At 69.7% G+C, this 25,776-nt stretch carries 25 protein-coding genes; 11 read left to right on the top strand and 14 right to left on the bottom strand.

Annotated features, from left to right (window positions below; genetic code table 11):
* Positions 1 to 152: 152 nt before the first annotated feature.
* The 3 genes from ACIPV5_RS04665 to ACIPV5_RS04655 are packed head-to-tail and all read left to right on the top strand — an operon-like array spanning position 153 to position 3,138.
* On the top strand, positions 153 to 1,277 hold the full coding sequence (locus ACIPV5_RS04665; protein ID WP_400340055.1) for a hemin ABC transporter substrate-binding protein: 1,125 nt from the start codon (positions 153 to 155) through the stop codon (positions 1,275 to 1,277).
* Positions 1,274 to 2,347, top strand: coding sequence for a FecCD family ABC transporter permease (locus tag ACIPV5_RS04660; RefSeq protein WP_400340053.1), 1,074 nt, complete (start codon positions 1,274 to 1,276; stop codon positions 2,345 to 2,347). Before ACIPV5_RS04665 ends, ACIPV5_RS04660 begins: the two co-directional genes overlap by 4 nt.
* Complete coding sequence (locus ACIPV5_RS04655) at positions 2,344 to 3,138, top strand: heme ABC transporter ATP-binding protein (RefSeq protein ID WP_400340051.1); 795 nt, start codon at positions 2,344 to 2,346, stop codon at positions 3,136 to 3,138. The genes ACIPV5_RS04660 and ACIPV5_RS04655 overlap by 4 nt, the downstream gene beginning before the upstream one ends.
* A gap of 30 nt (positions 3,139 to 3,168) precedes the next feature.
* Here ACIPV5_RS04655 and ACIPV5_RS04650 read toward each other — a convergent pair whose 3' ends face one another.
* Complete coding sequence (locus ACIPV5_RS04650) at positions 3,169 to 3,540, bottom strand: sterol carrier family protein (protein ID WP_400340048.1); 372 nt, start codon at positions 3,538 to 3,540, stop codon at positions 3,169 to 3,171.
* A gap of 184 nt (positions 3,541 to 3,724) precedes the next feature.
* On the opposite strand from ACIPV5_RS04650, the gene ACIPV5_RS04645 reads away from it, so the two are divergent.
* The 4 genes from ACIPV5_RS04645 (at position 3,725) to ACIPV5_RS04630 (ending at position 7,744) form a co-directional block, all read left to right on the top strand.
* Complete coding sequence (locus ACIPV5_RS04645; RefSeq protein WP_400340045.1) at positions 3,725 to 4,405, top strand: NUDIX hydrolase; 681 nt, start codon at positions 3,725 to 3,727, stop codon at positions 4,403 to 4,405.
* Between the two features lie 144 nt (positions 4,406 to 4,549).
* Positions 4,550 to 5,827 (top strand): phosphoribosylamine--glycine ligase, encoded by a 1,278-nt coding sequence (gene purD, locus ACIPV5_RS04640; RefSeq protein WP_400340042.1) that lies wholly within the window; start codon positions 4,550 to 4,552, stop codon positions 5,825 to 5,827.
* 118 nt (positions 5,828 to 5,945) lie between these two features.
* A complete protein-coding gene (locus ACIPV5_RS04635) occupies positions 5,946 to 6,410 on the top strand; it encodes a winged helix-turn-helix transcriptional regulator (protein WP_400340039.1) in 465 nt (154 codons plus the stop codon).
* Positions 6,407 to 7,744 (top strand): MFS transporter, encoded by a 1,338-nt coding sequence (locus ACIPV5_RS04630; protein WP_400340036.1) that lies wholly within the window; start codon positions 6,407 to 6,409, stop codon positions 7,742 to 7,744. Before ACIPV5_RS04635 ends, ACIPV5_RS04630 begins: the two co-directional genes overlap by 4 nt.
* Before the next feature lie 235 nt (positions 7,745 to 7,979).
* On the opposite strand, the gene ACIPV5_RS04625 is transcribed toward ACIPV5_RS04630, so the two are convergent.
* From ACIPV5_RS04625 to ACIPV5_RS04600, 6 genes are all read right to left on the bottom strand, one after another.
* Complete coding sequence (locus tag ACIPV5_RS04625) at positions 7,980 to 8,708, bottom strand: amino acid ABC transporter ATP-binding protein (RefSeq protein ID WP_056276496.1); 729 nt, start codon at positions 8,706 to 8,708, stop codon at positions 7,980 to 7,982.
* On the bottom strand, positions 8,705 to 10,183 hold the full coding sequence (locus ACIPV5_RS04620; RefSeq protein ID WP_072590633.1) for an amino acid ABC transporter substrate-binding protein/permease: 1,479 nt from the start codon (positions 10,181 to 10,183) through the stop codon (positions 8,705 to 8,707). The genes ACIPV5_RS04625 and ACIPV5_RS04620 overlap by 4 nt, the downstream gene beginning before the upstream one ends.
* Positions 10,184 to 10,302: 119 nt before the next feature.
* A complete protein-coding gene (locus tag ACIPV5_RS04615; protein ID WP_400340032.1) occupies positions 10,303 to 10,833 on the bottom strand; it encodes a GNAT family N-acetyltransferase in 531 nt (176 codons plus the stop codon).
* Between the two features lie 96 nt (positions 10,834 to 10,929).
* On the bottom strand, positions 10,930 to 12,507 hold the full coding sequence (locus ACIPV5_RS04610) for a DHA2 family efflux MFS transporter permease subunit (protein ID WP_400340030.1): 1,578 nt from the start codon (positions 12,505 to 12,507) through the stop codon (positions 10,930 to 10,932).
* Positions 12,504 to 13,115 (bottom strand): PadR family transcriptional regulator, encoded by a 612-nt coding sequence (locus tag ACIPV5_RS04605; protein WP_400340027.1) that lies wholly within the window; start codon positions 13,113 to 13,115, stop codon positions 12,504 to 12,506. Before ACIPV5_RS04605 ends, ACIPV5_RS04610 begins: the two co-directional genes overlap by 4 nt.
* An 88-nt stretch (positions 13,116 to 13,203) precedes the next feature.
* The gene (locus ACIPV5_RS04600; protein ID WP_072590630.1) at positions 13,204 to 13,419 is read right to left on the bottom strand and encodes a DUF2945 domain-containing protein; all 216 of its coding nucleotides are present in this window, start codon (positions 13,417 to 13,419) and stop codon (positions 13,204 to 13,206) included.
* A gap of 99 nt (positions 13,420 to 13,518) precedes the next feature.
* Here ACIPV5_RS04600 and ACIPV5_RS04595 point away from each other — a divergent pair, with 99 nt between their 5' ends.
* Positions 13,519 to 14,397 carry a phosphoribosylaminoimidazolesuccinocarboxamide synthase gene (locus tag ACIPV5_RS04595; RefSeq protein WP_295103404.1) on the top strand — a complete coding sequence of 293 codons (879 nt, stop codon included), beginning with the start codon at positions 13,519 to 13,521 and terminating at the stop codon, positions 14,395 to 14,397.
* 223 nt (positions 14,398 to 14,620) lie between these two features.
* Complete coding sequence (locus ACIPV5_RS04590) at positions 14,621 to 15,976, top strand: uracil-xanthine permease family protein (protein ID WP_295103407.1); 1,356 nt, start codon at positions 14,621 to 14,623, stop codon at positions 15,974 to 15,976.
* Between the two features lie 81 nt (positions 15,977 to 16,057).
* Here the strand turns inward: ACIPV5_RS04590 and ACIPV5_RS04585 are convergent, their stop codons facing one another.
* Genes ACIPV5_RS04585 through ACIPV5_RS04565 form a run of 5 tightly spaced genes read right to left on the bottom strand, consistent with a single transcriptional unit; the run spans position 16,058 to position 22,204 of the window.
* Entirely contained in the window at positions 16,058 to 17,770 is a 1,713-nt protein-coding gene (locus tag ACIPV5_RS04585; protein ID WP_400340024.1) for an acetyl/propionyl/methylcrotonyl-CoA carboxylase subunit alpha, read from the bottom strand.
* On the bottom strand, positions 17,767 to 19,356 hold the full coding sequence (locus ACIPV5_RS04580) for a carboxyltransferase domain-containing protein (RefSeq protein WP_400340022.1): 1,590 nt from the start codon (positions 19,354 to 19,356) through the stop codon (positions 17,767 to 17,769). The genes ACIPV5_RS04585 and ACIPV5_RS04580 overlap by 4 nt, the downstream gene beginning before the upstream one ends.
* Entirely contained in the window at positions 19,356 to 20,156 is an 801-nt protein-coding gene (locus ACIPV5_RS04575) for a putative hydro-lyase (protein ID WP_400340020.1), read from the bottom strand. The genes ACIPV5_RS04580 and ACIPV5_RS04575 overlap by 1 nt, the downstream gene beginning before the upstream one ends.
* Position 20,157: 1 nt before the next feature.
* The gene (locus ACIPV5_RS04570; protein ID WP_400340017.1) at positions 20,158 to 20,922 is read right to left on the bottom strand and encodes a LamB/YcsF family protein; all 765 of its coding nucleotides are present in this window, start codon (positions 20,920 to 20,922) and stop codon (positions 20,158 to 20,160) included.
* A 4-nt stretch (positions 20,923 to 20,926) separates the two neighbouring features.
* A complete protein-coding gene (locus tag ACIPV5_RS04565; RefSeq protein WP_053098595.1) occupies positions 20,927 to 22,204 on the bottom strand; it encodes an NRAMP family divalent metal transporter in 1,278 nt (425 codons plus the stop codon).
* A 174-nt stretch (positions 22,205 to 22,378) separates the two neighbouring features.
* Here ACIPV5_RS04565 and ACIPV5_RS04560 point away from each other — a divergent pair, with 174 nt between their 5' ends.
* Entirely contained in the window at positions 22,379 to 23,035 is a 657-nt protein-coding gene (locus ACIPV5_RS04560) for a GntR family transcriptional regulator (RefSeq protein ID WP_053098594.1), read from the top strand.
* Between the two features lie 34 nt (positions 23,036 to 23,069).
* Here ACIPV5_RS04560 and ACIPV5_RS04555 read toward each other — a convergent pair whose 3' ends face one another.
* Positions 23,070 to 23,735: a TetR/AcrR family transcriptional regulator gene (locus ACIPV5_RS04555; protein ID WP_082297963.1), complete on the bottom strand. Its 666-nt coding sequence runs from the start codon at positions 23,733 to 23,735 to the stop codon at positions 23,070 to 23,072.
* A gap of 116 nt (positions 23,736 to 23,851) precedes the next feature.
* Here ACIPV5_RS04555 and ACIPV5_RS04550 point away from each other — a divergent pair, with 116 nt between their 5' ends.
* Positions 23,852 to 24,655, top strand: coding sequence for a DUF1266 domain-containing protein (locus tag ACIPV5_RS04550; RefSeq protein ID WP_072590624.1), 804 nt, complete (start codon positions 23,852 to 23,854; stop codon positions 24,653 to 24,655).
* Between the two features lie 97 nt (positions 24,656 to 24,752).
* Here the strand turns inward: ACIPV5_RS04550 and ACIPV5_RS04545 are convergent, their stop codons facing one another.
* Positions 24,753 to 25,748: a LacI family DNA-binding transcriptional regulator gene (locus tag ACIPV5_RS04545; protein ID WP_056276469.1), complete on the bottom strand. Its 996-nt coding sequence runs from the start codon at positions 25,746 to 25,748 to the stop codon at positions 24,753 to 24,755.
* Positions 25,749 to 25,776 lie beyond the last annotated feature (28 nt).

The following is a 25,776-nucleotide window of genomic DNA, read 5'->3' as shown; positions in this document are numbered from 1 at the left end:
GCTCCGAGGCGCGCGAAATCGGTGCGCGCCGGCGGTGCCGCTGTGCGGTCGGGCGAGAGGGTGATTGTTGGTTAGGCTTAGCTAAGTAAGCTCCATTCCTGAGAATAGAGGCGGCCGTGAGGTCGAGTCAAGTTTTAGGATAGCCTTGCCTAATGCGACGCGCCTCAGCCCTTCTCCTCGCTGCCGCTCTAGCCGTCGGTCTGGCCGCGTGCGCAGACCCGGGAGCCTCCGCCGCACCGCAGCAGAGCGAGACCGCGTACGCGTGCCCCCAGGCATCCGCTCCCCTCGCCGAGCTGGATCTCGTCGACGACGTGCGCGGCGCGACCGGTGGATCCACGGCCTGTCTCTCGAACCATGCGATCGAGCCGGTCGCCGACGACACCGCCCCGGAACTCCCCGTGACCGTCACCGACAGCGAAGGTCGCGAGGTCGAGATCACGGACGTCGACCGCATCCTGCCGATCGACATCTCGGGCACGATCGCCTCGACCGTCTTCGCCCTGGGCCTCGGCGATCAGGTCGTCGGCCGCGACTCGTCGACGATGTTCGCCGGCACCGAAGAACTCCCCGTGGTCACCAAGACCGGCCACACGCTCAATGCCGAGGCGATCCTCGAACTCGCTCCGACGGTCATCCTCACCGACACCACGATCGGCCCGAAGGAGATCCGCCAGCAGCTGCGCGACGCCGGCATTGCGGTCGTGGTGATCTCGAGCGACCGGCGACTCGACACGACCGACGAGCTGGTCACCGAGATCGCCGCGGCGCTCGGCGTGCCTTCGCGCGGGGCCGCGCTGATCGAGCGCCTCGACGCCGACCTCGACGATGCGCTGGCCGAGATCGCCGAGGTCGCGCCGTCCGACGTCGACGACCGGGCGCGGATGCTGTTCCTCTACGTGCGCGGCAACGCGAACATCTACTACATCTTCGGCGAGGACTCTGGTGCCGATTCTCTGATCGACGCCGTCGGCGGGGTCGATGTCGCGGCCGAGATCGGATGGACCGGCATGAAGCCGATGACCGCCGAAGCGCTCGTCGCCGCGAAGCCCGACGTGCTCGTGATGATGACCGACGGACTCGAATCGGTCGACGGCATCGACGGCCTGATCGAGCGCATCCCGGCGATCGCCGAGACTCCCGCAGGAGCGAACCGGCGCGTGATCGACATGGCCGACAGTGAGATCCTCAGCTTTGGCCCTCGATCGGCCGACGTGATCGGCGCACTCGCTCGAGCACTCTACGCACCCGAGTCCGCGACCGCCGAGTCCGCGAAGTGACCGGCGAGGTCGTCACCCGCACGCCGTCGCGTCATCTCGGGCTGCGCTTCACGCTCGTCATCATCGGCCTAGCCGCCGCCCTCCTCGTGACCTGCATCGCGTCGATCACGAGCGGCCAGTACTCGCTCTCCCCCACCGACCTCATCGGGGTGCTGCTGCGCGGCATCGGCATCGACACCGCCTGGGCACCCACCCAGGCGGCCGACTACGGCGTGATCTACAACCTGCGTCTCCCCCGCCTTGCGCTCGGCCTGCTCGTCGGTGCCGCCCTCGCGGTGTCAGGCGTGCTCATGCAGGCGATCTTCGGAAACCCGCTGGCGGATGCCGGGGTCGTCGGCGTCTCGTCCGGTGCTGCCCTCGGCGCGGCGGCGAGCATCACGCTGGGGCTCGCGTCGTTCGGCATGTGGACCACCCCCGCGTTCGCCTTCCTCGGCGGGCTCGCGGCCGTGCTCGCCGTCTACTTCATCAGCCGGTCCGGCGGCCGCACCGAGGTCGTGACGCTGCTGCTGACGGGCATCGCGATCAATGCGATCGCGGGCGCCGGCATGGCCTTCCTCACCTTTCTCGGCACGACGTCGACGCGTGAGCAGATCGTGTTCTGGCAGCTCGGATCGCTCAACGGCGCACTCTGGTCGAACGTCGCCCTGGTCGCGCCGCTCGTCGCCATCGGTGTCGTCGTCGCACTGATCGTGTCACCCCAGCTCGACCTCTTCGCCCTCGGCGAGCGTACCGCCCGGCACCTCGGCGTCAACGTCGAGCTGCTGCGGATGGTCGTGATCGTCACGGTCGCGATCCTCGTATGCGCGGCGGTCGCGTTCGCCGGCATCATCGGATTCGCCGGCCTCGTGGTGCCCCACCTGATGCGCATGATCATCGGCCCCGCGCACCTTCCGCTCATGATCGCCTCGGCGTTCGGCGGAGCGCTGCTCATCGCGGTCGCCGACCTCGTCGCCCGCACGGCCGTGCCGCTCGCCGACCTGCCGATCGGCATGATCACCTCGCTCGTCGGCGGACCGTTCTTCCTGTGGCTGCTCGTGCGCACGCGCCGCCGGTCGGGAGGCTGGGCATGAACGCCGTCGATACGACGACCCGTCTGGAGGCGACCGGCGTCACCGTGCTCGTCGGCGGCGAGCGCGCGATCCTCGACGACGCGTCGATCGAGGTCAGAGCGGGCGAGATCCACGCGCTGGTCGGGCCCAACGGCGCGGGCAAGTCGACTCTCTTCGGAGTTCTCGCCGGCGATGTGACCCCGAGCGCGGGCGCGGTTCTGCTCGACGGCTCGCCGATCACCGGCATCCGCGCGCAGGACATGGCACGAGCGCGAGCGGTGCTGCTGCAGGAGAACGCGGTGTCGTTCCCGTTCAGCGCCGAGCAGGTCGTGCGCATGGGCCGGGCGCCGTGGGCACGCACCGGTGCGGCCGAAGAGGACGACGAGATCGTCGCCGCGGCTATGGCTTCGACCGAGGTGCTGTCGCTGTCCACGCGTGCGGTGACCTCACTCTCGGGAGGTGAGCGCGCCCGCGTGGCGCTGGCCCGCGTGATCGCGCAGAGCACCGGCATCCTGCTGCTCGACGAGCCGACCGCCGCACTCGACCTGAAGCATCACGAAGACGTGATGCGCCTGATCCGCTCTCAGGCGGATGCCGGCATCGCCGTCGCGATCGTGCTGCACGACCTCAACGCCGCTCTCGCTCACGCGGATCGCGTGACGCTGCTCTCGGAGGGTCGGGTCGCCGCAACGGGTGCGGCCGCCGACGTGCTCACGGCCGAGAGGATCGAAGCGGTCTACGGTCAGCCGGTCGACGTGTTCCCGCATCCCGTCACCGGTGTGCCGCTGGTGGTCGCGCGCCGCGGCCTCTGACGCCGCCGCAGCCGCCACAGTTGCCGCAGGTCAGGGACGAAGCGGCAGCACGTCCGAGAGATCGGCGCGGGTGCCCGATGCGCTGACACGACCGGATGCCGCGGCATCCGACCAGTGCTCCGTGCCCGTGGCGACGGCGATCCACGTCGCTGCATCCATCTCGACGACGTTCGGCGGGGTCCCCCGCGTGTGCCGGGGCCCCTGGATGACCTGCACCGCACCGAACGGAGGCACTCGCACCTCGACGCTGTTGCCGGGCGCCTTCTCGTCGAGCAGCTGCAGCAGGTACCGCACGGCCGTAGCGAGATCGGTGCGCTGCGGCTTCTCGCCCGCGGCATCCGCTCGCCGCACCGCATCGAGCGCCGCGCGCCCGTCGATGATGTCGATCTTCCTGGAGGGCATGGTGACCAGGCTACGCCGGGCTCGTTCACCGTGGACGCCCACGCGCTCCCCGTGCGCGTGAGAAGGAGATCTGCGCTTGGGAAGGACGGATTCCCCGAATTCGGCCTTCCGAGGCGCGAATCTCCCTCGCTGGCGCACACGCCACTCGCCCTGCCCCGCCGCACACAGGCATAGGCTCGAGGCGATGAGCCAGAATCCCGATACCTTGCACGGCGCACGGGCCGAGCTGCTCGCTGCGACGCAACGGCGCGAGAGCTGGTCGAGGCCGTTTCCGCCGATCGTCGGCGACGCCCATCCGGCATCCGTGCTCGTGCTCTTCGGTCGGCTCGACACCATCCCGGCGCAGACCGACGAGGTGACCGTCGCAGCCGACCTCGACGTGCTGCTGCAGCGTCGGGCCGCGACGCTGTCATCGCATCCCGGGCAGGTCTCGTTCCCCGGCGGCCGGCGCGAGGAACAGGATGCGGATGCCGTCGCCACCGCCCTGCGCGAGGCGGAGGAGGAGACAGGGCTCGACCCGGCCGGTGTCGAGATCCTCGCCACACTGCCCGAACTGCCCCTCGCCGCGAGCAACCATGTCGTCACCCCCGTGCTCGCCTGGTGGCGCTCGCCGTCGCGCGTCGCCGCCGTCGACCACGCCGAGACGGTCGACGTCTTCCGGGTGCCGGTCGCACAGCTGCTCGACCCGGCCACCCGGTTCACCTCGACCATCCACCGCCTGGGTCGCACCTGGCGGGGACCCGCCTTCGACGTCGACGGCACCATCGTCTGGGGTTTCACCGCGATGGTGCTCGATGCGCTGTTCGACGCCGCCGGCTGGACGCGGGACTGGGACCCGTCGATCGAGCGCCCCGTCGAACTCTGAACTGTCTCGCCGGTCGCGCGTTCACGATTCAGCACGGATGTGGCCCGGGGCCCCTACAGCGCCCGATACCGGCACCGGGCGCGGTTCTGTGCTGAGACGCGCACACCGCTGAAACCCGCGCGCCCGCCTCGGTAGTCTGGACAGGTGAAGATTCTCGTCCTCGGTTCCGGTGCCCGTGAGCACGCGATCATCCTCGCTCTGCGAGCAGAGAAGGCGGAGCACGAGATCTTCGTCGCCCCCGGCAACGCCGGCATCGCGCAGGACGCGACCCCCGTCTCGGTCGACATGCTCGACGGCGCCGCGGTGACCTCGTTCGCGAACGAGCGCGCCATCGATCTCGTGATCGTCGGTCCCGAGGCTCCGCTGGTCGCCGGCGTCGCCGATGTGCTGCGCGCGCACGGAATCCCCGTGTTCGGCCCCGGCAAGGCGGCGGCGCAGCTCGAGGGCTCCAAATCGTTCGCGAAGCGGATCATGGACGCCGCGGGCGTGCCCACCGGTCGCGCGGTGCGCGCCATCACCACCGCCGAGGTCGAGGCCGCGTTCGACGAGCTGGGTGCCCCGTACGTCGTGAAGGCCGACGGCCTGGCAGCGGGCAAGGGCGTCATCGTCACGGCCGACCGCGCTGACGCGCTCGCCCACGCCGAGCACTACCTGCCGTCCGGCCCCGTGCTGATCGAAGAATTCCTCTCAGGGCCCGAGGTCTCGCTTTTCTTCCTGAGCGACGGCGACACGGTTCGCGCGCTCAGCCCGGCGCAGGACTTCAAGCGTGCACTCGACGGCGACGAGGGACCCAACACCGGCGGCATGGGCGCGTACTCGCCGCTGCCGTGGCTCGCCGACCAGTTCGGCAGCGAGCAGGCCTTCGTCGAGGAGGTCACGCGGGACGTCGCTCTCCCCGTCATCCGCCAGCTCGACAGCGAGGGCACCCCGTTCATCGGCCTGCTCTACGCCGGGCTCATCCTCACGCCCGCCGGCGTGCGCGTCATCGAGTTCAACGCCCGCTTCGGCGACCCCGAGACGCAGATCGTGCTGCCGCGCCTCGTGACGCCGCTGTCGGAGCTGCTGCTCGCCGCGGCATCCGGCACCCTCGAAGACCAGCCGGAGCCCGTCTTCAGCGACGACGTCGCGATCACCGTGGTCCTCGCCAGCGAGGGATACCCCGAGGCGCCGCAGACCGGTCGCCCGATCGAGGGCCTCGCCGACGCAGCGGCCGTCGAGGGCGTCCGCCTCGTGCACGCCGCGACCGCCAGCCCGGACGCCCCGGGAGGCTCGCTCGTCGCGACCGGTGGACGCGTGCTGAACGTCGTCGCGGTCGCGTCGGATTTCCGCACCGCCCGCGACCGCGCGTACGAGGCCATCGGCCGCATCCGCCTCGAGGGTTCGCACTTCCGCACCGACATCGCCGCCCGCGTCGCGGAGTAGTCCGACGCGCGCCCGTTGCGGCGCCGACGTCCGACGCTTCTCTGCCGAGTTGCGACCGGAACCCGCCATCCTCTGCACGCCTCTTGACACCGCTCACTTTCTTCAAGAAAGTGAGCGGATGCCGCTCCGCTCCGACTGGTCGACCGCCACGTGTCCGATCGCACGCTCCGCCGATGTGCTCGCCGACCCGTGGGTGCTGCTGATCCTGCGCGAGATGTTCTCGGGGCGCACGCGCTTCGATCAGCTTCGCGATGCCACCGGAGCCGCCGACTCGGTGCTTGCTCGGCGCCTCGCGTCGATGGCCGACGCCGGCCTCGTCGCGCAGGACGACCCCGGCTACCGACTCACCGACGCCGGGCGCGAGACCCTGCCGATCCTGCACGCGTACGCACGGTTCTCGCGCATGACCGATCCGGACGGGCCCTGGGGACTGACGGTCAGCTGCGCGCGCTGCGGCGAGGTCGCGGCCTCGTCCGACTGGTGCGCGCGCTGCTCCGCGCCGCTGGAAGCCGACAGCACTCGCTGGGCGCGGCGCAGCATGGGCGGCGAGCCGTTCGCTCTGACCACGGGCACCGCGGCATGACCGCCGAATCGGTCGATGAGCCCACCGAGACGCCCGCACCCGCGACCACTCCGCAGCAGCGGCAGCGCCGCATCCACCCGGCCTGGATCGTCGCGCTCGTCGCCCTGATCGCGCTGATCGGCGCCGCCGGATTCCGTGCCGCCCCCGGCGTGCTGATGCTGCCCCTGCAAGAGGAGTTCGGCTGGACCACCGCCGAGCTCTCCCTCGCCGTCACCGTCAACCTGCTGCTGTTCGGTCTGACGGCACCGTTCGCGGCGGCCCTGATGCAGCGCTTCGGCATCCGCGCCGTCACCGTCACCGCGCTGTTCGTGATCGGGGCGGGCGCCGCCCTGAGCGTCTTCGTCGCCACTCCCGCGCAGCTGATCCTGACGTGGGGCGTGCTGATCGGTCTCGGCACGGGCTCCATGGCACTGGTGTTCGCGGCGACCATCACCGACACCTGGTTCGCTACCAGGCGAGGTCTGGTCTCCGGCGTGCTCACGGCCGGAAGCGCCACCGGGCAGCTCATCTTCCTGCCGGTGATCGCGGTCGCCGCCGAGGATGTCGGCTGGAGAGGAGCGTCGCTCATCATCGCCGGAGGCGCGCTCGCGGTCGTGCCCCTGGTCTGGATCTTCCTGCGCAACCGCCCGAGCGACCTCGGCGTCACGCGGTACGGCGACACGGGTCCGTTCGTGGCGACACCGCGTCCGAAGGGCAGCGCCTGGGGAGCAGCGCGTCTCGCGATCACGACCCTGCGCGACGCCGCGCGCACCAAGACCTTCTGGGCACTGGCGATCGGCTTCGCGATCTGCGGCGCGACGACGAACGGACTGATCGGCACGCATTTCATCCCCAGCGCGCACGACCACGGGATGCCGACCACCACTGCCGCAGGCCTGCTCGCCGTCGTGGGGATCTTCGACATCGCCGGCACCGTGTTCTCCGGCTGGCTGACCGACCGGGTGAATCCCCGCATCCTGCTCGCCGCGTACTACGCGCTGCGCGGCGTGAGCCTGCTGTTCCTGCCGAGCCTGCTGTCGGCCGAGGTGCAGCCGAGCATCGTCGTCTTCATCGTGATCTACGGCCTCGACTGGGTCGCCACCGTGCCACCCACCATCGCGCTCTGCCGCGAGGTCTTCGGCGACCGCGGACCGCTCGTGTTCGGCTGGGTGTTCGCGTCGCACCAGATCGGCGCGGGAATCGCCTCGGTGCTCGCCGGGCTGGTGCGCGACCACACCGGCCAGTACACGGTGGCGTGGTTCGCCGCCGCCGGCCTCTGCGCGGTCGCGGCTCTCGTCAGCGCGACGATCCGTCGGCATCCGGCTCCGGTGCAGTCCCCGGTCACCTCCGACTGACTCTCGCCCCTCCCCACCCCATCCCCGTCATCCACCTGCCCCGCGGGCATAGCTTCGGATGCCTCGCACGGCGGGCCGAAGCATCCGCCCTCGATCCCGGCATGCCAGACCCCGCCTCCGAAGTCGTGCCCGGGTCTCCGAAGTTGTGCCCGGGTGTCTGACGAGCGCCGGGCTGCTGCACACGACGAGGGCCCCCACCCGACACCGGGAGGGGGCCTTCGCGAAGGAGATCCGCTCAGAGGACCTTCGAGAGGAAGTCCTTCAGCCGCTCGTTCTTCGGCGCGCCGAACAGCTCGGCGGGCGGCGCCTCCTCGACGACGACTCCGGCGTCCATGAACACCGTGCGGCCCGAGACCTCGCGGGCGAAGCCCATCTCGTGCGTCACGAGCACCATCGTCATGCCGCCGGACGCCAGGTCGCGGATGACCTGCAGCACCTCGCCCACCATCTCGGGGTCGAGGGCGCTGGTCGCCTCGTCGAACAGCATGATCTCGGGGTCCATCGCGAGCGCGCGGGCGATCGCCACGCGCTGCTTCTGACCGCCCGACAGGGATGCCGGCTTGGCATCGGCCTTCTCGGCCAGGCCCACTCGGTCGAGCAGAGCCAGAGCGCGCTCCTTCGCCTGGGCCTTCGAGAGCTTGCCGAGCTCGACGGGAGCGAGAGTGATGTTCTCGAGCACTGTCATGTGCGGGAACAGGTTGAAGTGCTGGAACACCATGCCGATGCGCTGGCGCACCTCGTCGAGCTTGACGCTCTTGTCGGTCAGGTCGACGCCGTCGACGATGACATGGCCCGACGTCGGCTCCTCGAGCTTGTTGAGGCAGCGCAGCAGGGTCGACTTCCCCGACCCCGACGGGCCGATGACCGCGACGACTTCGCCGTCCTCGACCGTGAGGTCGATGCCCTTGAGCACGTGGTTGTCGCCGAAGGACTTGTGCAGGTCTCTGACCTCGATCTTGCTCATGCGGTGAACTTCCTCTCCAGGCGGTTCGCGAGCAGCGTCAGAAGCGTGATCACGACGAAGTAGATGATGGCGACGATCGTCAGCACCTGCGCCGACAAGTACGTCGAGGCGATGATCTGACGCGACACGAAGGTCAGCTCTGCGAGGCCGATGACGCTGATGAGCGACGTGTCCTTGAGGGTGATGATGCCCTGGTTGACGAACGAGGGGACCATGATGCGGAACGCCTGAGGCAGCACGACCTTCTGCATCGTCTTCCAGTGTCCGAGACCGAGCGAACGCGACGCTTCGGCCTGGCCCGGATCGACGGCCTGGATGCCACCGCGGATGATCTCCGTCATGTACGCGCCCGTGTTGAGCGAGAGCGTGATGGCTCCGGCGACGAAGGGGTTGAACGTGAGCCCGGGGAAGAGCTGCGGGATGGCGAAGAACACGAAGAACGCCTGCACGAGGATCGGCGTGCCGCGGAAGACGTAGACGTAGGCCGTGGCCACCCAGCGGAACGGCGCGAAGGCCGAGACGCGGCCGAAGCCGAAGATGAGGCCGAGGATGAATGCGGCCACGATCGCGACGAGCGTCGCGAGGATCGTGAGCCAGAGGCCCTCCATGAGAGCGGGCCAGTACTTCACGGCGACGGAGAAGATGTCGGTCGCCTGCGTGGTCTCCTCGCCGCCGGCGAGGTAGCTGTCGACGATCTCGTCGTACTCTCCGGAGGCCTGGAGATTCGCGAGACCCTCGTTGAACATCTCGATCAGCTCGGGGTTCTGCCCCTTGTTGACGGCGAACCCGTACTCGCCGCCGAGCTCCGGCTCACCGATCAGGCGGAAGCCCGACCCCTGCTGGATCCCGTAGGCGAGCACCGGGAAGTCCTCGAAGTAGCCGACGGCCTGGCCTGCCTTGACAGCGTCGACCATGTCGGTCGTGTCCTGGTAGGGCGTGATGCGGAAGCCGTACTCGTCCTGGTTCTCCTCCGCGAAGGTCTGGCCCTGCGTGCCGGTCTTGACCGCCACGGCCTCGCCGTCGAGGTCGTCGAGCGACTGGATGTCGCTCGACTCGAGCACTCCGAGCTGGATGCCGCTGGTGAAGTACGGCTCGCTGAAGTCGAACGTCTCCTGGCGCTCCTCGGTGATCGACATCCCGGCCATGACCGCGTCGACCTGGTTCGCCTGCAAGGCCTGCACGGCGGCGTCGAATCCGAGCTGACGGATCTCGACCTCGAAGCCCTGGTCCTTCGCGATCGCACGCAGCAGGTCCATGTCGATGCCGACGAGCTCACCGTCGGGAGAGGTGAACTCGAACGGCGCGAACGTGGTGTCCGTGCCGATGACGTAGGTCTCGGAGTCATCGGCCGCAGTCGCGGCGGAGGCTCCGCCGAGCAGGGCTCCGACGGCGACGAACGCCGTGAGCGCCATCGCCCCGGCGGTGCGTCCGAGCGCGCGCAGGCGCGCGGAAGCAGAGGTGGGATTTCGGATCACGACGGATGCTCCTCAGAGGGGACGGGCGGCAGGATGCTGCCACCGGGATGGTCGTCGACCATCAACCCTAACCGGCGACGACCGGCACCCCTGTCCCGGAGGCGCTTCGCGGATCGGCGTCAGAGCGTGATCCAGTAGCGCCGGAGCATGGCGTGTCCACGCTCCGACTGGTCGCTGACGTCCTGCAGCACGCCACCGGAGCCCTCGATCGTTCGGTAGGAGCCGACGTTGTCGTCGTCGCACGTGACCAGCACGCGCTCGAGTCCGATCTCGCGGGCACGCTCGAGTCCGAGCCGCAGCGCGGCCGATGCGTAGCCCTGGCGACGACGGGAGGCGCGCACCGAGTAGCCGATGTGACCGCCCGCCTCACGCAGCCATTCGTTGAGCTCGTGCCGGAATGACAGGAACCCGACGACCTCGCCGTCATCCACGATCCAATACAGATCGTTGTGCACGGCATCCTCGGGGAGCTGCGCGGAGGTGTCGGAGAGAACCGCCGACTTCTCGATCAGCGCGTCCAGCGTCGCCGGATCCGGGGTGACCGGCGCCTGCAGACCCGACCCGTCGACGTGCCCGTCACCGAACTCGGCGACCGCAGCCGCCCAGGAGTCGAACAGGTCGGTGGTGGGCCTCGTGAGCTCGATCGTCATCGCCCGATGAGATCACATCCGTCGTCACGGCCGCAAACCGGGAGAGCCGGGCCCGCTGCACGATCGCGCAGTCGACCCGGCTCGCCGACGGACCGGTCAGGCTGCGGGGGCGGGCGCCTCTGCGGGGGCGGATGCCGCGGGATCCGCCTTGTCGTAGCGGCCGAGGAAGAGCGACGCCACGAGAGCGATGACCATCACGCACGCCGGCAGCAGGATCGCCTGCGACATGCCGGCGGCGAATCCCTCGGCGACCTGCGGAGGAAGCGATCCTCCGCCTTCGATCCCCGCGGGTGCGTCAGCGAGACCCGGCAGGTTCGCTTCGAGACGCGACTGCATGAACGCGGCGATGGATGCCGAGCCGATGACCGATCCGATGGTGCGGGTCGTGTTGTAGATGCCCGCGCCGGCACCGGCCTGGCGGGGAGGCAGCTTGCGCGTCGCGGTGGTGGCGAGCGGTCCCCACATTCCGGCGTTGCCGACGCCCATGAGCGCCGAGGGCAGCAGGAACATCCAGATCGCGGTGTCCATGTTGATCAGGGCCGAGTACCAGACGAGCGCCACGACCACGCAGAGCAGACCGGGGATGAGGATGATCCGCGGGTCGATGCGGTCGAGCAGCTTGCCGGCGAACGGGGCGAGCACGCCCGACAGCACGGCCATCGGGATCAGCAGCAGCGCGGCCTGCGTCGGGGTGAGCCCTCGCGCCGTCTGCAGGAAGAACATCATCGGCAGCGACATGCTCGTCACGGTGAAGCCGACCGCGGCGATCGCGACGTTCGCCCCCGAGAAGTTGCGGTCGCGGAACAGTGCGAGAGGCACCAGGGCCTCGCTGCGCGTGCGCGCCTGCTGCACGATGAAGAGCGCGAGCACGACGAGGCCGGTGATGATGATGCTCCACACCGAGATCGGTCCCCAGATCACGCCCCAATCGAACTTCTCGCCCTCCTGCAGTCCGAAGACGATGAGGAACAGCGCCACCGCGCTGAGGATGACGCCCAGGATGTCGAACCGGTGCGCACTGGTCTGCAGCTTCGGGACGAGCCTCCACGCGAGCACGAAGGCGACGATCCCGACGGGGATGTTCACGAAGAAGATCCACTCCCAGCCGAAGCCATCGACGAGCAGTCCCCCGACGAGCGGTCCTACGAGGGTCGCGACGCCGGCCGTCGCACCCCACAGCCCCATGGCGGCGCCGCGGCGCTCGGGCGGGAACGTGCGGGTGATCACGGCCATGGTCTGCGGCGTCATGAAGGCGGCGCCGAGCCCCTGCACGGCGCGAGCGGCGATCAGCATCTCGAGCGAGTTCGACAGCCCGCACCAGAGCGAGGCGAGCGTGAAGATCGCGAGGCCGATGAGGTAGATGTTCTTCGGGCCGAACCGATCGCCGAGACGGCCCGTGATCAGCAGCGGCACCGCGTAGGCGAGCAGGTAGGCGCTGGTGACCCACACGACGTTGTCGAGGTTGTTGGTGGTCGGGTCGAGCGCCGCCTTGATCGCGGGGTTCGCGACCGAGACGATCGTCGTGTCGACGAGGATCATGAAGAAGCCGATGACGAGTGCCCAGAGCGCGGGCCAGGGGCTCGCGGGTCGATGCCCGGCGGCGAAGGTGCCGGTCGAGGGACCGGATGACCCGGATGCCGTGGGCCGGCCTCCGGTCGAGGGGGAATCGGTCATTGCTGTGCAGCCTTTCGCTGAGCGATGTAGCGGTCGGTGTTCTCGAAAGCCGTGGGCCCCCAGGGGAATTCCTCGGCCTCGAGACGATCGAGGAGCGAGTCGAGCCAGCGCAGCTCGGCGTCGAGCAGCACCTCCTGGCGCTCGAACTCGACGAGCACCTGCTCGGGGGCGCCCCTTCTGCGAGCGCCGACCAGCCCGTCACGGTGCAGCGCGTGGCCTTCGGCGAGCGCGGAGCGGCGCTCGCGGAGGCGGTCGATGACGTCGGGACGCTCGAGATTGTGAGCCTCGGCGAGTGCGATGCGGAACTCGGCCGGGCGCTCGATGATCGACAGCTCGCGACGCAGCCAGGCGATCAGCGCGTCCCGTCCGGCATCCGTGAGCGTGTAGGTGGTGCGCTCGGGGCGGTTGCCCTCTCGGTCGATGCCCACCTCGTCGATGAGACCGGCCCGCTGGAGTCGGCCGACCGTGTGATAGAGCGTCCCGTTCGTGACGGCGAGCAGCCGTTCGTCGCGGCGCACGCGCATCAGGCGCACCATCTCGTAGGGGTGCATGTCGCCTTCGCGCAGCAGCGCCAGCACCATGACGCCCATCGGGGTCAATCGCTGCATCGGCCCCTCCCCAGATGGTTCCGCTTGAAATAGTCCATGTGGACTATACGCCTGGCACGCGTCCGCGACAAGACGGCGCCCGCGAGCATCAGCTGCTCAGCTTGCGCAGAGCCGATCCCTTGTGCGCCGCGGTGTCGCCGCTCTTCTCCGACTTCACGATGTAGGCGGGATCATCGTCGGAGGCGGTGAAGCTCTGCCCGGCGAACCGGAAGTCCTTCGTCCGCTTCTCCTCGACGGTGCCGTGCGTGCGCCCCTGCGACGTGTTCCAGCTCACCCGGTCCCCCGTGGAGAGATCCTTCGTCATGACTCCTCCGTTCGTCTTCCGTCGAGCCTCGCCGATGCATCGGAGGTCCCACCAGGGCTTGACACGACACCGGTGACGTCGACCCGGGATAATGGGCGGGTGAGCACACCTTCGGACAGCAACGCGCAGACCATCCCCGGCTGGCGCCACATCTACTCGGGCAAGGTCCGTGACCTGTACGCCTCGGACGACGCCGCCGACACCCGCATCCTCGTGGTCGCGTCCGATCGCGTGAGCGCGTTCGACTTCGTGCTCTCGCCCGGCATCCCCGAGAAGGGCGCGCTGCTCACGCGTCTCAGCCGCTGGTGGTTCAGCGAGCTCGACGATGTGCCCAACCACCTCGCCGAGGGTGAGATCCCCGCGAGCGTCGCCGACCGCGCCATGCTCGCGCAGTCGCTGGAGATGCTTCCGGTCGAATGCGTCGTGCGCGGCTACATCACCGGATCCGGATGGGCCGAGTACACCGAGAGCGGCACCGTGTGCGGCATCCCGCTGCCCGCCGGCCTGCAGAACGGCGACCGCCTGCCCGAACCGCTGTTCACCCCGGCCTACAAGGCGCCGATGGGCGAGCACGACGAGAACATCACCTTCGAGCAGACCGTCGAGCTCGTCGGGGCCGATCGCGCGGCCGAGCTGCGCGACGTCTCGATCTCGCTCTACACACGCGCCGCCGCGATCGCCGAGGAGAAGGGCCTGATCCTCGCCGACACCAAGTTCGAGTTCGGGACGGATGCCGACGGCGTCCTGCACCTGGCCGACGAGGTGCTCACGAGCGACTCGTCCCGGTACTGGGATGCCGAGGCCTGGCGCACCGGAACCACGCCGAGCGAGCGCATGGCGAGCTTCGACAAGCAGATCGTGCGCGACTGGCTGGCCGCGAACTGGGACAAGCAGGGTGAACCGCCCGTGCTGCCCGACGACATCGTCGAGCGCACCGCCGCCCGGTATCGCGAGCTCATCGAGCGCCTCGGGGCCTGAGGCCCGGTACCGCCCCCGTCCCTCACTCCATTTCCCACTCGCTGCGAAGGAGCTCTCACCCAGCGAAGGGGCGATCTGCGGATGCGGCCCTTCATTGCGCGAGTTCTCCTTCGTAGCGCGCGGCGACCCCGCCGCTCCTCCGTCCCCCGCGCACCCAGCCAACACTCAGGAATCGGTAGTGTTGCTCCAGCACTCCCACTCCCCCCGATCCTGAGGAGCCCGCATGCCCCTGTGGAAGACCCACGGAAACGGACGCACCGTCGAACCCGGTGCCGTCGTCAAGCCCGAAGAGCGCCTGAACTGGCCGGCCACGATCGCGATCGGTGCCCAGCACGTCGTCGCCATGTTCGGAGCCACGTTCCTGGTGCCGACGCTGACCGGCTTCCCGGTCTCGACGACGCTGCTGTTCAGCGGCCTCGGCACCCTGATCTTCCTGCTGATCACGAAGAACCAGCTGCCCAGCTACCTCGGCTCGTCGTTCGCGTTCATCGCGCCGATCACCGCCGCGGTCGCAGCCGGCGGCACCGGATCCGCCCTCGCGGGCGTGGTCGCGGTCGGCATCCTGCTCACGGTCGTCGGCCTGGTCGTGCAGTTCGCCGGCCTCCGCTGGGTCGACGCTCTGATGCCCCCGGTGGTCGCCGGCGCGATCGTCGCCCTGATCGGCTTCAACCTCGCCCCCACCGCGTGGAACAACTTCCAGATCGACCCCGTGACCGCGACCATCACGCTCGTCGCGATCATCCTGTTCGCGGTGCTGTTCCGCGGATTCCTCGGACGCATCTCGATCTTCCTCGGCGTCGCCGTCGGCTTCATCTACGCCGCCTTCACGGGCTCGTTCGAGGTCCCCAACGCGCTGCGCGGAGGCAAGACGCCGGCGGAGCTCATCGCCGACGCCCCCTGGGTCGGTCTGCCCGAGTTCCAGCTTCCCGACTTCGTCGCTCCCGGCACCTGGTCGACCATCGCGATGTTCCTGCCGGTCGTCCTGGTGCTCGTCGCTGAGAACGTCGGGCACGTGCGCGGCGTCGCGACGATGACCGAAGACCCCGCGATCAACAAGCACACCGGTCGCGCGCTGATCGCCGACGGGGTCGCCACGACCATCGCCGGTGGTTTCGGCGGCTCGGGCACGACGACGTACGGCGAGAACATCGGCGTCATGGCCGCGACCCGCGTCTACTCGACCGCCGTCTACTGGGTCGCCGGTCTCTTCGCCATCCTGCTGGCGTTCTCCCCGAAGGTCGGCGAGGTCTTCAACTCGATCCCCGCCGGTGTGCTCGGCGGTGCGACCACCGCGCTCTACGGTCTCATCGGCATCATCGGCATCAAGATCTGGGTCGACAGCAAGGTCGACTTCTCACGACCGGTCAACCAGTACACCGCGGCCGTCTCGCTCGTGATCGGCGTCGCCGGCTTCTCGATGCAGCTCGGCGACTTCGCCTTCGGCGGCATCGTGCTCGGCACGGTCGCGGCTCTGCTGATCTACCACGTGGGCAACCTCATCGCCCGCGCCCGCAAGACCGGCGCCGACGACCCTCGCCCCCTCGAGGCCGTGGGGCCGCTGGGCGGAGACCCCGCGTAATCACACTCGACTCGCGAACGCGAAGATCCCGGATGCCGCTGCGGCGGCATCCGGGATCTCTGTGTCAGGGCGCGGTAGCTCTCAGGCGATGACGGCGAGCACCGCGTCGGGCGCGACCGAGGCCGAGAGCTCCACGCGGTGCGACAGCGTGCCGGCACGATGGGCGGTGACCGTGGTCTCCATCTTCATGGCGTCGAGCACCGCGATCGGGTCGCCCTCGGCGACGCTCGCCCCGTCGTCTGCGAGCCACCGCACGAGCGTTCCCGGTGCCGGAGCACGCAGCTCGGTCGGATCGGATGCGGGCGGCGCACCTCCGGCATTCCTCAGTCCGCCGAGCCCCGCGAGCAGCGCCATCGGGAGCCCGAGCACGACACGGCGCCCGTCGATCTCGACGGGGAAGCGCTGGAGAGCGACATCGGGTGCGGGGGCGGGCCGCAGTTGCGGCTCGAGGCGCGGCAGCAGGGTGCTCTCGATCCACTGGGTGTGCACCGCGAAGGTCTCGGTGGCGAACGCCTCGTCGTCGAGCGCGAGCAGATCGAACGGGATGACCGTGGCCGGCCCCTCGACGACAAGCTCGCGCAGCGCCCGACGCGCCCGCACCAGGGCCGCGTCGCGGTCGTCGGCATGCACGACGAGCTTCGCGATCATCGAGTCGAAGGCGGGCTGAACGACGTCGCCCGCCTCGATGCCGCTGTCCCAGCGCACACCGGGTCCGCCGGGGATCCGCAGGGACTCGACACGACCGGGGCTGGGCAGGAATCCGCGACCCGGGTCTTCGGCGTTGATCCGGAACTCGAAGGCGTGCCCGGTCGGCATGGGCGTCTCGGTGAACGAGATCCCCTCGCCGAAGGCGATGCGGAACTGCTCGCGCACGAGATCCGTGCCGGTGACCTCCTCGGTGACGGGGTGCTCCACCTGGAGTCGGGTGTTCACCTCGAGGAAGGAGATCGTGCCGTCGGCCGCGAGGAGGAACTCGACGGTCCCTGCGCCGCGGTAATGCACCTCGGCGCAGATCGCCCTGGCCGCGTCGTGGAACCGCGTGCGCTGATCCCTCGACAGGCCCGGCGCGGGTGCCTCTTCGATGAGCTTCTGGTTGCGTCGCTGCATCGAGCAGTCTCGATCGCCGACGACCACGACGCCGCCGAGTCCGTCACCGAGCACCTGGACCTCGATGTGGCGCGGGCTCTCGAGGAAGCGCTCGACGAAGCACTCCCCTCGCCCGAAGGCGGCGATGGCCTCGCGCGTCGCGGCCTCGAAGGCATCCGCGACCTCCGACAGCTCATGCACCACCTTCAGCCCCCGGCCGCCTCCGCCGAACGCCGCCTTGATCGCGATCGGAAGCCCGTGCTCCTCGGCGAAGGCCACGGCCTCCTCGGGGCCGGCGAGCGGCTGATCGGTGCCGGCGGCCAGGGGGGCCCCGACGCGCTGCGCGATCCGGCGCGCGGTCATCTTGTCGCCGAGCGCATCGATGCTGTCGGGCGACGGGCCGATCCAGATGAGGCCCGCACCCTCGACGGCCCGCGCGAACTCCGCGCTCTCCGAGAGGAATCCGTAACCCGGGTGCACAGCATCCGCTCCGCTCGTGCGGGCCGCGTCCAGCAGCGCATCGATCGAGAGATAGGTCGTCGCAGCGGTGTCTCCCCCCAGTCCGACGGCCTCATCGGCGAGCCGCACGTGCAGAGCATCGGCATCCTGGTCGGCGTAGACCGCGATCGACGTGTACCCGGCTTCGGCGCAGGCGCGGATGACGCGCACGGCGATCTCTCCGCGATTCGCGATCAGCACCTTGGTCATGAGGTCTCCTTGACGATGAAACGGATGCGCACGCCGGGCGGCAGCTGCGCGGCGAGGTCGAGACTGCGATCGGTGAGGGCGCCGATGATCGGATACCCGCCGGTGAGCGGGTGATCCGGGAGGAACAGCACGGGCTGACCGTCAGGCGGCACCTGGATCGCCCCGGTGACCGCCCCTTCGCTGGGCAGCTCGCCCCCGACGGAGCGCGCGAGGGGCCTGTCGCCCTCGAGCCGGATGCCGACGCGGTCCGACCGCGGGGTCACGGTCCACTCCTGGCCGGCGAGCGTCGAGAGCGCTGCGGGGGTGAACCAGTCGTCCCGAGGGCCGAGGGTGATCTCGAGGTCGACGACGTCACCGGATGCCGGCAGTGTGCGCGGGGTGACCTCCGGCTCGACCGGATGCCGTGCGGAATCGCCGATGCGCAGCACGTCTCCTGCAGCCAGCGGATCGGGCCCGAGCCCGGCGAGGGTGTCGCTCGCGCGGCTGTCGAGCGCCGTGTCGACGGCCACTCCGCCACGGACCGCGATGACGTAGCGCAGCCCGCTGGTCGGATGCCCCAGCGTGAGCTCGTCGCCCTCGACGGTGGCGAAGGGCGCGCCGTGGGCGATCCGACGCGCCACACCGTCCGCGTCGATCAGGTCGAGCACCCCGACAGCGCCCGTGACAGCGGCAACCCCGGCGCCCCGGAAGCGCAGCACGGCACCGCCGACGCTCTCGAGCACCGCCGCGCCGCTCGCATTGCCCACTGCGCGGTTCGCCTCGCGCATGGCGCGACGATCGGCGACACCGGACGCCGAGACGCCGAGCGCCGCGAATCCCGGACGACCGGCATCCTGCACCAGCAGCTGCATCGACGGACGCACGACCTCGACGGCCGGGGACGCCGGAGAACCCGGGTCCGTCGCGCTCGCGGCGGCGTCTCGCTCGGTGACGCGCCGCGCGTCGGCACGATCGTCTGCGTTGTCCGACATCACGGCCTGCGCCCGCACCTGCTCGAACCGCACCGTCGTGCCGGGCGACAGCAGCGCAGGAGGGTCGCGATCGATGTCCCACATCAGGGCATCCGTGCGTCCGATGAGCTGCCATCCGCCGGGGCTCTCGCGCGGGTACACGCCGGTGAACTGGCCGGCCAGGGCCACGGATCCGGCCGGCACACGGGTGCGGGGCGACGAGCGGCGGGGCACATCGAACAGCGGATCACTGCTCACCACATACCCGAAGCCGGGGGCGAAGCCCGAGAAGGCGACCGTCCACTCGGCGGCGAGGTGGCGGTTCACGAGCTCGGATGCCGAGACACCCAGCAGGGATGCCGCCTCGTCGAGGTCTTCCCCGTCGTACCGCACCGGAACAGTGACCTCGCCGGTGGCCGGCAGATGAGCGGTGTCGATCTCGGTCGCGGCGAGCTCGCGGGCGAGATCGGCGGCCGACACCGCCAGCGGATCGAAACGCACGAGCACCGTGCGAGCGCCGGGGATGCGCTCGACCACGCCGTGCACGCCGCCCCACGCGAGGTTCAGACGCATCGCCTCGTCGAGGTCGGCCGCCTCGACGAGAAGCGCGTGGTCGGATGCCGTGAGGATGCGCATCAGACCAGGTACTCCGCATCGGGGACGTCGGTGATGAACATGTAGCCGGGCGCGTGGGTGATGGCGAACGGCGGCTTCGAGGCCACGATGGCGGCCTGCGGGGTGACGCCGCACGCCCAGAACACCGCCACCTCGCCCTCGCGCACCTCAGGGGCATCGCCGAAGTCGGGGCGGGCGAGGTCTGCGATGCCGAGCGATACGGGGTCGCCGATGTGCACCGGGGCTCCGTGCACGGCGGGGGTGCGGCCGGAGATCTGCACGGCATCGGCCACGCGGTGCGCGGGGATCGGTCGCATCGACACGACCATCTCGCCGCTCAGCCTGCCCGCGGGGGTGCAGGGCACTGCGGTGCGGTACATCGGCACGTTGCGTCCGAGTTCCTGATGGCGGATCGGGATGCCCGCCTGCACGAGCCCGGACTCGAACGTGAAGCTGCATCCGATCAGGAACGAGACGAGGTCGGGTTGCTCCTCCCACGCCTCGGTCGCATCGGAGACCTCGTCGACCAGTTCGCCGTCGCGCCAGACGCGGTACCGGCCGATGTCCGTGCGGATGTCGCTGCCCGGGGCGAGCCGCGATTCCACCTCGCCCTGTTCGATGACCTCGAGCACGGGGCACGGCTTCGGGTTGCGCTGCGCGAAGAGCAGCGTCTCGAAGGCCCAGTCCGCGGGCACCGAGATGAGGTTCGCCTGCGTCAGTCCGACGGCGACGCCGCTGGTCGGCGCGGCGTGCCCCGCCCGGATGGCGGCTCGCGCTGCCCGCGCGGCGGCGAGCTGGTCGGGGGTGGCGAGAACGGTCATCTCAGACTCCCGCGAACGGTGCGATCGTGATGCCGGCGTCCTGCAGCATCCGCTTGGTCTCGGCGGCCATGGCCACCGAGCCGGGGCTGTCGCCGTGCACGCAGATCGACTGCGCGCTGACGGGCACGTCGGTGCCGTCGATCGCGCGGATCACTCCTTCGCCGGCGAGGCGCACCATGCGCTCGGCGACCGCGACGGGGTCGTGCAGCACCGAGCCCGCCTCGGTTCGTGAGACGAGCTGGCCGTCGGGCTGATACGCCCGATCGGCGAAGGCCTCGGCCGCGATCTGCAGGCCCGCACGCTCGGCGACGTCGAGCACGACGCCTCCGGCCAGACCCAGCAGCACGAGGTTCGGGTCGATCGCGCGGATCGCCGCCACCACGTCCTTCGACTGCCGCTCGTCGCGGGCGATCGTGTTGTAGAGCGCTCCGTGCGGCTTGACGTAGGCGACCGTGCCACCGACGGCTGCGGCAAGACCGATCAGGGCACCGAGCTGGTATTCGACGTGCGCCTGCAGGGTGGCCGAGTCGATCTCGACCTTCGTGCGGCCGAAGTTCTCGTAGTCGCGGTAGCCGGGGTGCGCGCCGATCACGACGCCTCCGGCCACGGCGCTCTCGAGAGTCGATCGGATGCCCTCGGGGCTGCCCGCGTGGAACCCGCACGCCACGTTCGCGCTCGTCACGAGGCGCAGCATGCTTCCATCGTCGCTGACCACCCGGTCGGGGACGTTCTCGCCGAGGTCGGAGTTCAGGTCGATCGATGTCATGGGGTCACGCTCCGATTCCGAGGAAGGCGAAGATGGGGCCGACCGAGACGATGCCCATGTACCAGGTCAGCAGCGTCACGAGCGTGCCGGCGATGAGCAGCCACAGCGGGTACTTCTTCGAGCCGAGCAGGTCACGGCGGAACCAGCCGATGTACATGAACACCGTGAGGCCGATGGGGAGGATGAGCCCGTTGAAGCCGCCGACGAAGACGAGGATCGCGGCCGGCGCCGTGCCGATCGAGAGGTAGACGATCAGCGACACGACGATGAAGGCGACGGTGGCCAGCTGCAGCGGCCACCCGCCCCGGAGCTTCTTCGTGAAGGTGGAGAGGAAGGTCGCTGACGTGTATGCCGCGCCGATCACCGAGCTGATCGCGGCGGCCCAGAAGATCGCGCCGAAGATGCGGAGTCCCGCGTCGCCGAGCACGGCGCCGAAGGCCTGTCCCGCGGGGTTCGCGGCCTGGCTCGACAGGTCGAGCGAGACGCCCGAGGCGACCACGCCGAGGATCGCGAGGAACAGCACGTAGCGCATGATGCCGGTGACGAGGATGCCGTTCGCCGCGGCGCGCATCACAGGACCCGCCTGCTCGGGACCGGTGTGACCCGAGTCGAGGTAGCGGTGGGCACCCGAGTAGGTGATGTATCCGCCGACCGTTCCGCCGACGATCGTGGTGATCGTGGCGAAGTTGAGCTCGTCCGGCGCGAACGTCTGGCGCAGCGCCTCGCCGATGGGCGGCTGGGCGATCACCGCGACGATCACGGTCATCACGATCATGCCGATGCCGAGCACGACGAGCACGATGTCCATCACCGGACCGGCCTTCTTGATGAGGAAGATGATGATCGCGAGAGCGGCGGTCAGCGCTCCGCCGAGCTTGGGATCGATGCCGAGCAGCGCGTTCATGCCCAGGCCGCCACCCGCGATGTTGCCGATGTTGAACGCGAGGCCGCCGATGACGACGAGCACGGCGATCACGTGCCCGGAGAACGGGATGGCCCTGTTGGCGAGTTCCCCGGCGCGCATGCCGGAGGAGGTGATCATGCGCCACACGTTCAGCTGCACGGCGATGTCGACGAGGATCGAGACGAGGATCGCGAACGCGAAGGCCGCCCCCATCGTCGCGGTGAAGGTGGCCGTCTGGGTGATGAACCCGGGACCGATGGCGCTGGTGGCCATCAGGAAGATGGCGCCGATCACGGCGCTGCGGCCGGCGCGTCTCTTGGCGGCGGAGAGCCGGACTTCGTCTTCGGCGGACAGCGGGGCTGCGGTGTTCTCTGACATTGCGGGGGGATTCCCATCGTCGTTGGTGGGTGTCGAGTGACACCCAGTGTAGAACGGATCGAGCAATATTGTTCAACAACTTTGTTTCCGCTGTGCTACGGCGGAGTTGCATTCGCGTGATGGCGGAGATGCTTCCTCGAACGATCCGCTCAGGCCGCCGCCTACGATGAAGGCATGAACCAGCAGGGCATGCTCGCCGATGCGCTCCGACAGCAGATCATCGACGGCGCGTTCGCACCCGGTTCCCGACTGTCGGAATCGGCCATCGCGGAGCACTTCGGCGTGGCACGCAACACGCTGCGCGAGGCGTTCCGCGCCCTCTCCGAGCAGGGTCTGCTCGAGCACGTGCCGCACCGGGGCGTCTCCGTCGCCTCGCCGTCGATCGCCGACGTGATCGACATCTATCGCGCACGTCGCATCATCGAGTGCACCGCGCTCCTGCACTCCGAGCCGGAGCATCCGGCGGTCCAGCAGATGCAGGAGGCCGTGCTCGCCGCCGAGGCCGCGGCGCACGACGCACTCCTCGACGACGCCGAGACGTGGCGCGCGGTGGGCAGCGCCAACATGGCGTTCCATGTCGCCCTGGTGTCGCTCGCGGACAGCCCCCGTCTGGCCCGCACCTACCGTGACCTCGCGGCAGAGCTGAGACTCGCGTTCCTGAAGATCGACGATCCTCGCTCGCTGCACGAGCCGTTCGTGCGCAAGAACCGCGCGGTGCTCGACACCTTCCTCGCCCGCGGTGCGGCGGCCGGTGCGGCCGAGCTCGAGCGCTACCTCGTGCAGTCCGAGCGCGTGGTGCTCGGGGCCTTCGCCCGGATGCAGCTGGGCTGACGCCGTCCGCGATGGAGGGTCGGCCGCAGCTCGGTCACTCCTCGTCGCGCAGAGCCCCCGCCGCCCTGGTCCTCGCGTCCGGATCCCGGGGCGCGAGTTGCAGCGGAAGCGGCGCCTCGGGCTCGGGCAGGCCGTAGAGACGCCGCACCCAGCGTCGGGCGTCTTCGAGCGGGTAGGTGTCGCCGTAGACGGCGTACTTCATGAAGACGCCCTCGAGGGTGGTGCGCAGCATGATCTCCTCGAGCGGAGGATCGGCGGCACCCCTCTCGCGGAAGATCTCGCGGACGGCGTTCTCCGATGCGATCGCCTGCTCGGCGAACCGGGTCTCGGCCTCGGCGAACATGCGGTGGGTGCTGGGTTGCTGCTGCATCGCGAACACCGCTCGCTGCACCGGGAGGGCGAAACCGGTGGCGGCGAGAGCACCGTCGATGATCCCGGCGAGCCGGACGTCGGCGGGCCCCTCGACCTGCGGGATCGCGAAGAGCGCCTCGTACCAGCGGTCGATCACGGCGGCCACGAGCTGGTCCTTGCCGCCGAAGTGGTAGCTCACGAGTCCCTGCGCGACCCCGGCGCGGCGGGTGATCTCGGCGATGCTCGCGCCGGAGACCCCACGTTCGGCGAACAGGATGATGGCCGATTCGAGAATGGCTTCGCGGGCGCGCTCCCGCGCGGCCCGGTTGTGTTCGTCTGAACGTGCCATCGGTGTCCCGCTCCCCAGCATCGGACGACTTCGGATTTCCCCCCGGAGGCTATATATTAGCGACTGAATAGCTGTTCAAGCTATGAGCGGCCCCAGGCCCCACCCTCAGGAGTGTGATGAGCCCGACATCTTGGTTCACGCGTCCCCAGAGGCTCGCGCCATCCGAGCGGTTCTCCACCACCGACACCGAGGCGAACGAGATCGCGCTGGGCCTGCTGCAGATCAGCTCCCTCCCGTCCGGGCCCTGGAACGACCCGACGGCCCCCTCTCTGGGACCTGACGACAGGGCGCTCGTCGCCGAGACGTGGGGCATCCGCTCCCGTGACGACTGGCTCGGCATGATCGACCATCTCAGCACCGTGCGACGTCGACGTCAGGCCTGGATGCTCCGTCTGGCTGTCCGCAACGACCTGGACACCGCCCTCGGGCGTGTGCCGACCACGCGGGAGTGGCTCGCGGGGATCGTCGCCGAAGGCGGAGATGCGCGCGACGCGTTGCCGTTCGTGGCCGGCATCGAGCGCATCGAGCGCGAGGTGCGCAGACGAGTCGGAAAAGATGTCGTGACGCCCGATGTGTATGTGCGCACACTCGACGCGTATGCGCTCGGTCAGGCCGTGGCGATGACGACGTGGGGTGTCGCGCTCGGATACGCCGACGTCGCAGAGGCCCGCCGCATCATCCACCGGATCAACGTCGACACCCGCCCGTCGTTCGTGTCATGGGTCGATTTCGGCCTGAGCTACATCGCCGGACGGGTCATGCACTGGAGCGACGGGAACCTCGACGCGGAGTCGTTCGAGAAGTACGGCGAGGTGTGGACGGATTTCGCGACGGCAGTGATGCCCAAGCGCAACGGCCCGTGGGCGACGCTGTCGTGGCCCGCGACGATCGATCAGCGGTCACGGGACCGGATCGGCTGATCGCCCGAAGACCCACGGATGCGGACCGACCTGGAGGGGCGTATGGTCCGCATCCGTGTTCTTCGGTCGCACCCGTTCGATCCCGGCCCGCGCGAGGTCACGACGAGGCGCGCACCACCAGTTCCGTCGGCAGGATCGTCGTGTGCGCCGGGTCGCGTCCGGCCAGGCGCGAGAGCAGCACTCCGGCCATGGCCTCGCCCTGCGCGTACATGGGCTGCCGCATGGTGGTCAGCGGCGGGTCAGTGCTCAGCGCGACCGACGAGTCGTCGAACCCGACGAGCGCCACGTCTTCGGGAACACGGATGCCGGCCGAGCGCAGCGCCGTGAGCGCGCCACGGGCCATGAGGTCGCTGGCGACGAAGATCGCATCCGGACGCCCCGCCGCGAGGATGCGGCGCGCGGCATCCGCTCCGCTGGCTTCGCTGTAGTCACCGGCCTCCTCGGCGAACGGCGAGAGCCCTGCATCGGCCAGTGCCCCGCGGAAGCCCTGCACACGGTCGACGGAGGAGACCATCGTGATGGGCCCCGAGATCGTGGCGATCCGCGTGCGACCGGTCTCGATCAGGTGCTGGGTGGCGGTGCGGGCGCCGGCGACGTTGTCGACGTCGACCACGTAGTCGCCCTCGCGGATGCGCACCGGCCTGCCGCCCCAGACCACGGGCACGGCATCGGCGACCCGGTCGATGAACGCGTCGCTCGTGTGGTGCGAGACGATGAGCGCGCCGTCCACACCGCCGTTGCGCACGAAGCTCGTCATCTTGTCGCCGGGGTCGTCGCTCGCGATCAGCAGGTTGAGCAGGTAGTCCGAGCCCCGGAGCGCCCCCGTGATGCCCGCGACGATCGCCGCGAAAAAGGGATCTCCGAAGAACCGCGTGGTGTCCTCGGGGACGATCAGGGCGATCGCGTGGGTCTGTCGGGACGCGAGTGAGCGAGCCGCGCGGTTGGGCACGTAGCTGAGCTCCTCGATGGCCCGCTTCACCGACTCGAGGGCTTCAGGACTCACCGCCGTCGACCCGTTGACGACGCGTGACACCGTCGACCGTGAGACTCCGGCGGCCGATGCCACCTCTTCGATGGTCGCTCGTGACGACACGACTCTCCCTCCGTCCGGCGGCGAGGCC

The organism is Microbacterium sp. NPDC090014 (assembly GCF_044748285.1).
In the GTDB taxonomy this organism is placed as follows: Bacteria; Actinomycetota; Actinomycetes; order Actinomycetales; family Microbacteriaceae; genus Microbacterium.
The sequence above is the reverse complement of the archived record's forward strand: the minus strand, read 5'-3'. Positions and strand labels throughout refer to the sequence as shown.

What these genes read in the sequence shown, in the direction of transcription:
- ACIPV5_RS04665 (WP_400340055.1), top strand. Translation starts at nt 153, where the DNA reads ATGCGACGCGCCTCAGCCCTTCTCCTCGCTGCCGCTCTAGCCGTCGGT.
- ACIPV5_RS04655 (WP_400340051.1), top strand. Translation starts at nt 2,344, where the DNA reads ATGAACGCCGTCGATACGACGACCCGTCTGGAGGCGACCGGCGTCACC.
- ACIPV5_RS04650 (WP_400340048.1), bottom strand. Translation starts at nt 3,540, where the DNA reads ATGCCCTCCAGGAAGATCGACATCATCGACGGGCGCGCGGCGCTCGAT.
- ACIPV5_RS04645 (WP_400340045.1), top strand. Translation starts at nt 3,725, where the DNA reads ATGAGCCAGAATCCCGATACCTTGCACGGCGCACGGGCCGAGCTGCTC.
- ACIPV5_RS04635 (WP_400340039.1), top strand. Translation starts at nt 5,946, where the DNA reads ATGCCGCTCCGCTCCGACTGGTCGACCGCCACGTGTCCGATCGCACGC.
- ACIPV5_RS04630 (WP_400340036.1), top strand. Translation starts at nt 6,407, where the DNA reads ATGACCGCCGAATCGGTCGATGAGCCCACCGAGACGCCCGCACCCGCG.
- ACIPV5_RS04625 (WP_056276496.1), bottom strand. Translation starts at nt 8,708, where the DNA reads ATGAGCAAGATCGAGGTCAGAGACCTGCACAAGTCCTTCGGCGACAAC.
- ACIPV5_RS04615 (WP_400340032.1), bottom strand. Translation starts at nt 10,833, where the DNA reads ATGACGATCGAGCTCACGAGGCCCACCACCGACCTGTTCGACTCCTGG.
- ACIPV5_RS04610 (WP_400340030.1), bottom strand. Translation starts at nt 12,507, where the DNA reads ATGACCGATTCCCCCTCGACCGGAGGCCGGCCCACGGCATCCGGGTCA.
- ACIPV5_RS04605 (WP_400340027.1), bottom strand. Translation starts at nt 13,115, where the DNA reads ATGCAGCGATTGACCCCGATGGGCGTCATGGTGCTGGCGCTGCTGCGC.
- ACIPV5_RS04600 (WP_072590630.1), bottom strand. Translation starts at nt 13,419, where the DNA reads ATGACGAAGGATCTCTCCACGGGGGACCGGGTGAGCTGGAACACGTCG.
- ACIPV5_RS04590 (WP_295103407.1), top strand. Translation starts at nt 14,621, where the DNA reads ATGCCCCTGTGGAAGACCCACGGAAACGGACGCACCGTCGAACCCGGT.
- ACIPV5_RS04585 (WP_400340024.1), bottom strand. Translation starts at nt 17,770, where the DNA reads ATGACCAAGGTGCTGATCGCGAATCGCGGAGAGATCGCCGTGCGCGTC.
- ACIPV5_RS04580 (WP_400340022.1), bottom strand. Translation starts at nt 19,356, where the DNA reads ATGCGCATCCTCACGGCATCCGACCACGCGCTTCTCGTCGAGGCGGCC.
- ACIPV5_RS04575 (WP_400340020.1), bottom strand. Translation starts at nt 20,156, where the DNA reads ATGACCGTTCTCGCCACCCCCGACCAGCTCGCCGCCGCGCGGGCAGCG.
- ACIPV5_RS04570 (WP_400340017.1), bottom strand. Translation starts at nt 20,922, where the DNA reads ATGACATCGATCGACCTGAACTCCGACCTCGGCGAGAACGTCCCCGAC.
- ACIPV5_RS04565 (WP_053098595.1), bottom strand. Translation starts at nt 22,204, where the DNA reads ATGTCAGAGAACACCGCAGCCCCGCTGTCCGCCGAAGACGAAGTCCGG.
- ACIPV5_RS04560 (WP_053098594.1), top strand. Translation starts at nt 22,379, where the DNA reads ATGAACCAGCAGGGCATGCTCGCCGATGCGCTCCGACAGCAGATCATC.
- ACIPV5_RS04555 (WP_082297963.1), bottom strand. Translation starts at nt 23,735, where the DNA reads ATGGCACGTTCAGACGAACACAACCGGGCCGCGCGGGAGCGCGCCCGC.
- ACIPV5_RS04550 (WP_072590624.1), top strand. Translation starts at nt 23,852, where the DNA reads ATGAGCCCGACATCTTGGTTCACGCGTCCCCAGAGGCTCGCGCCATCC.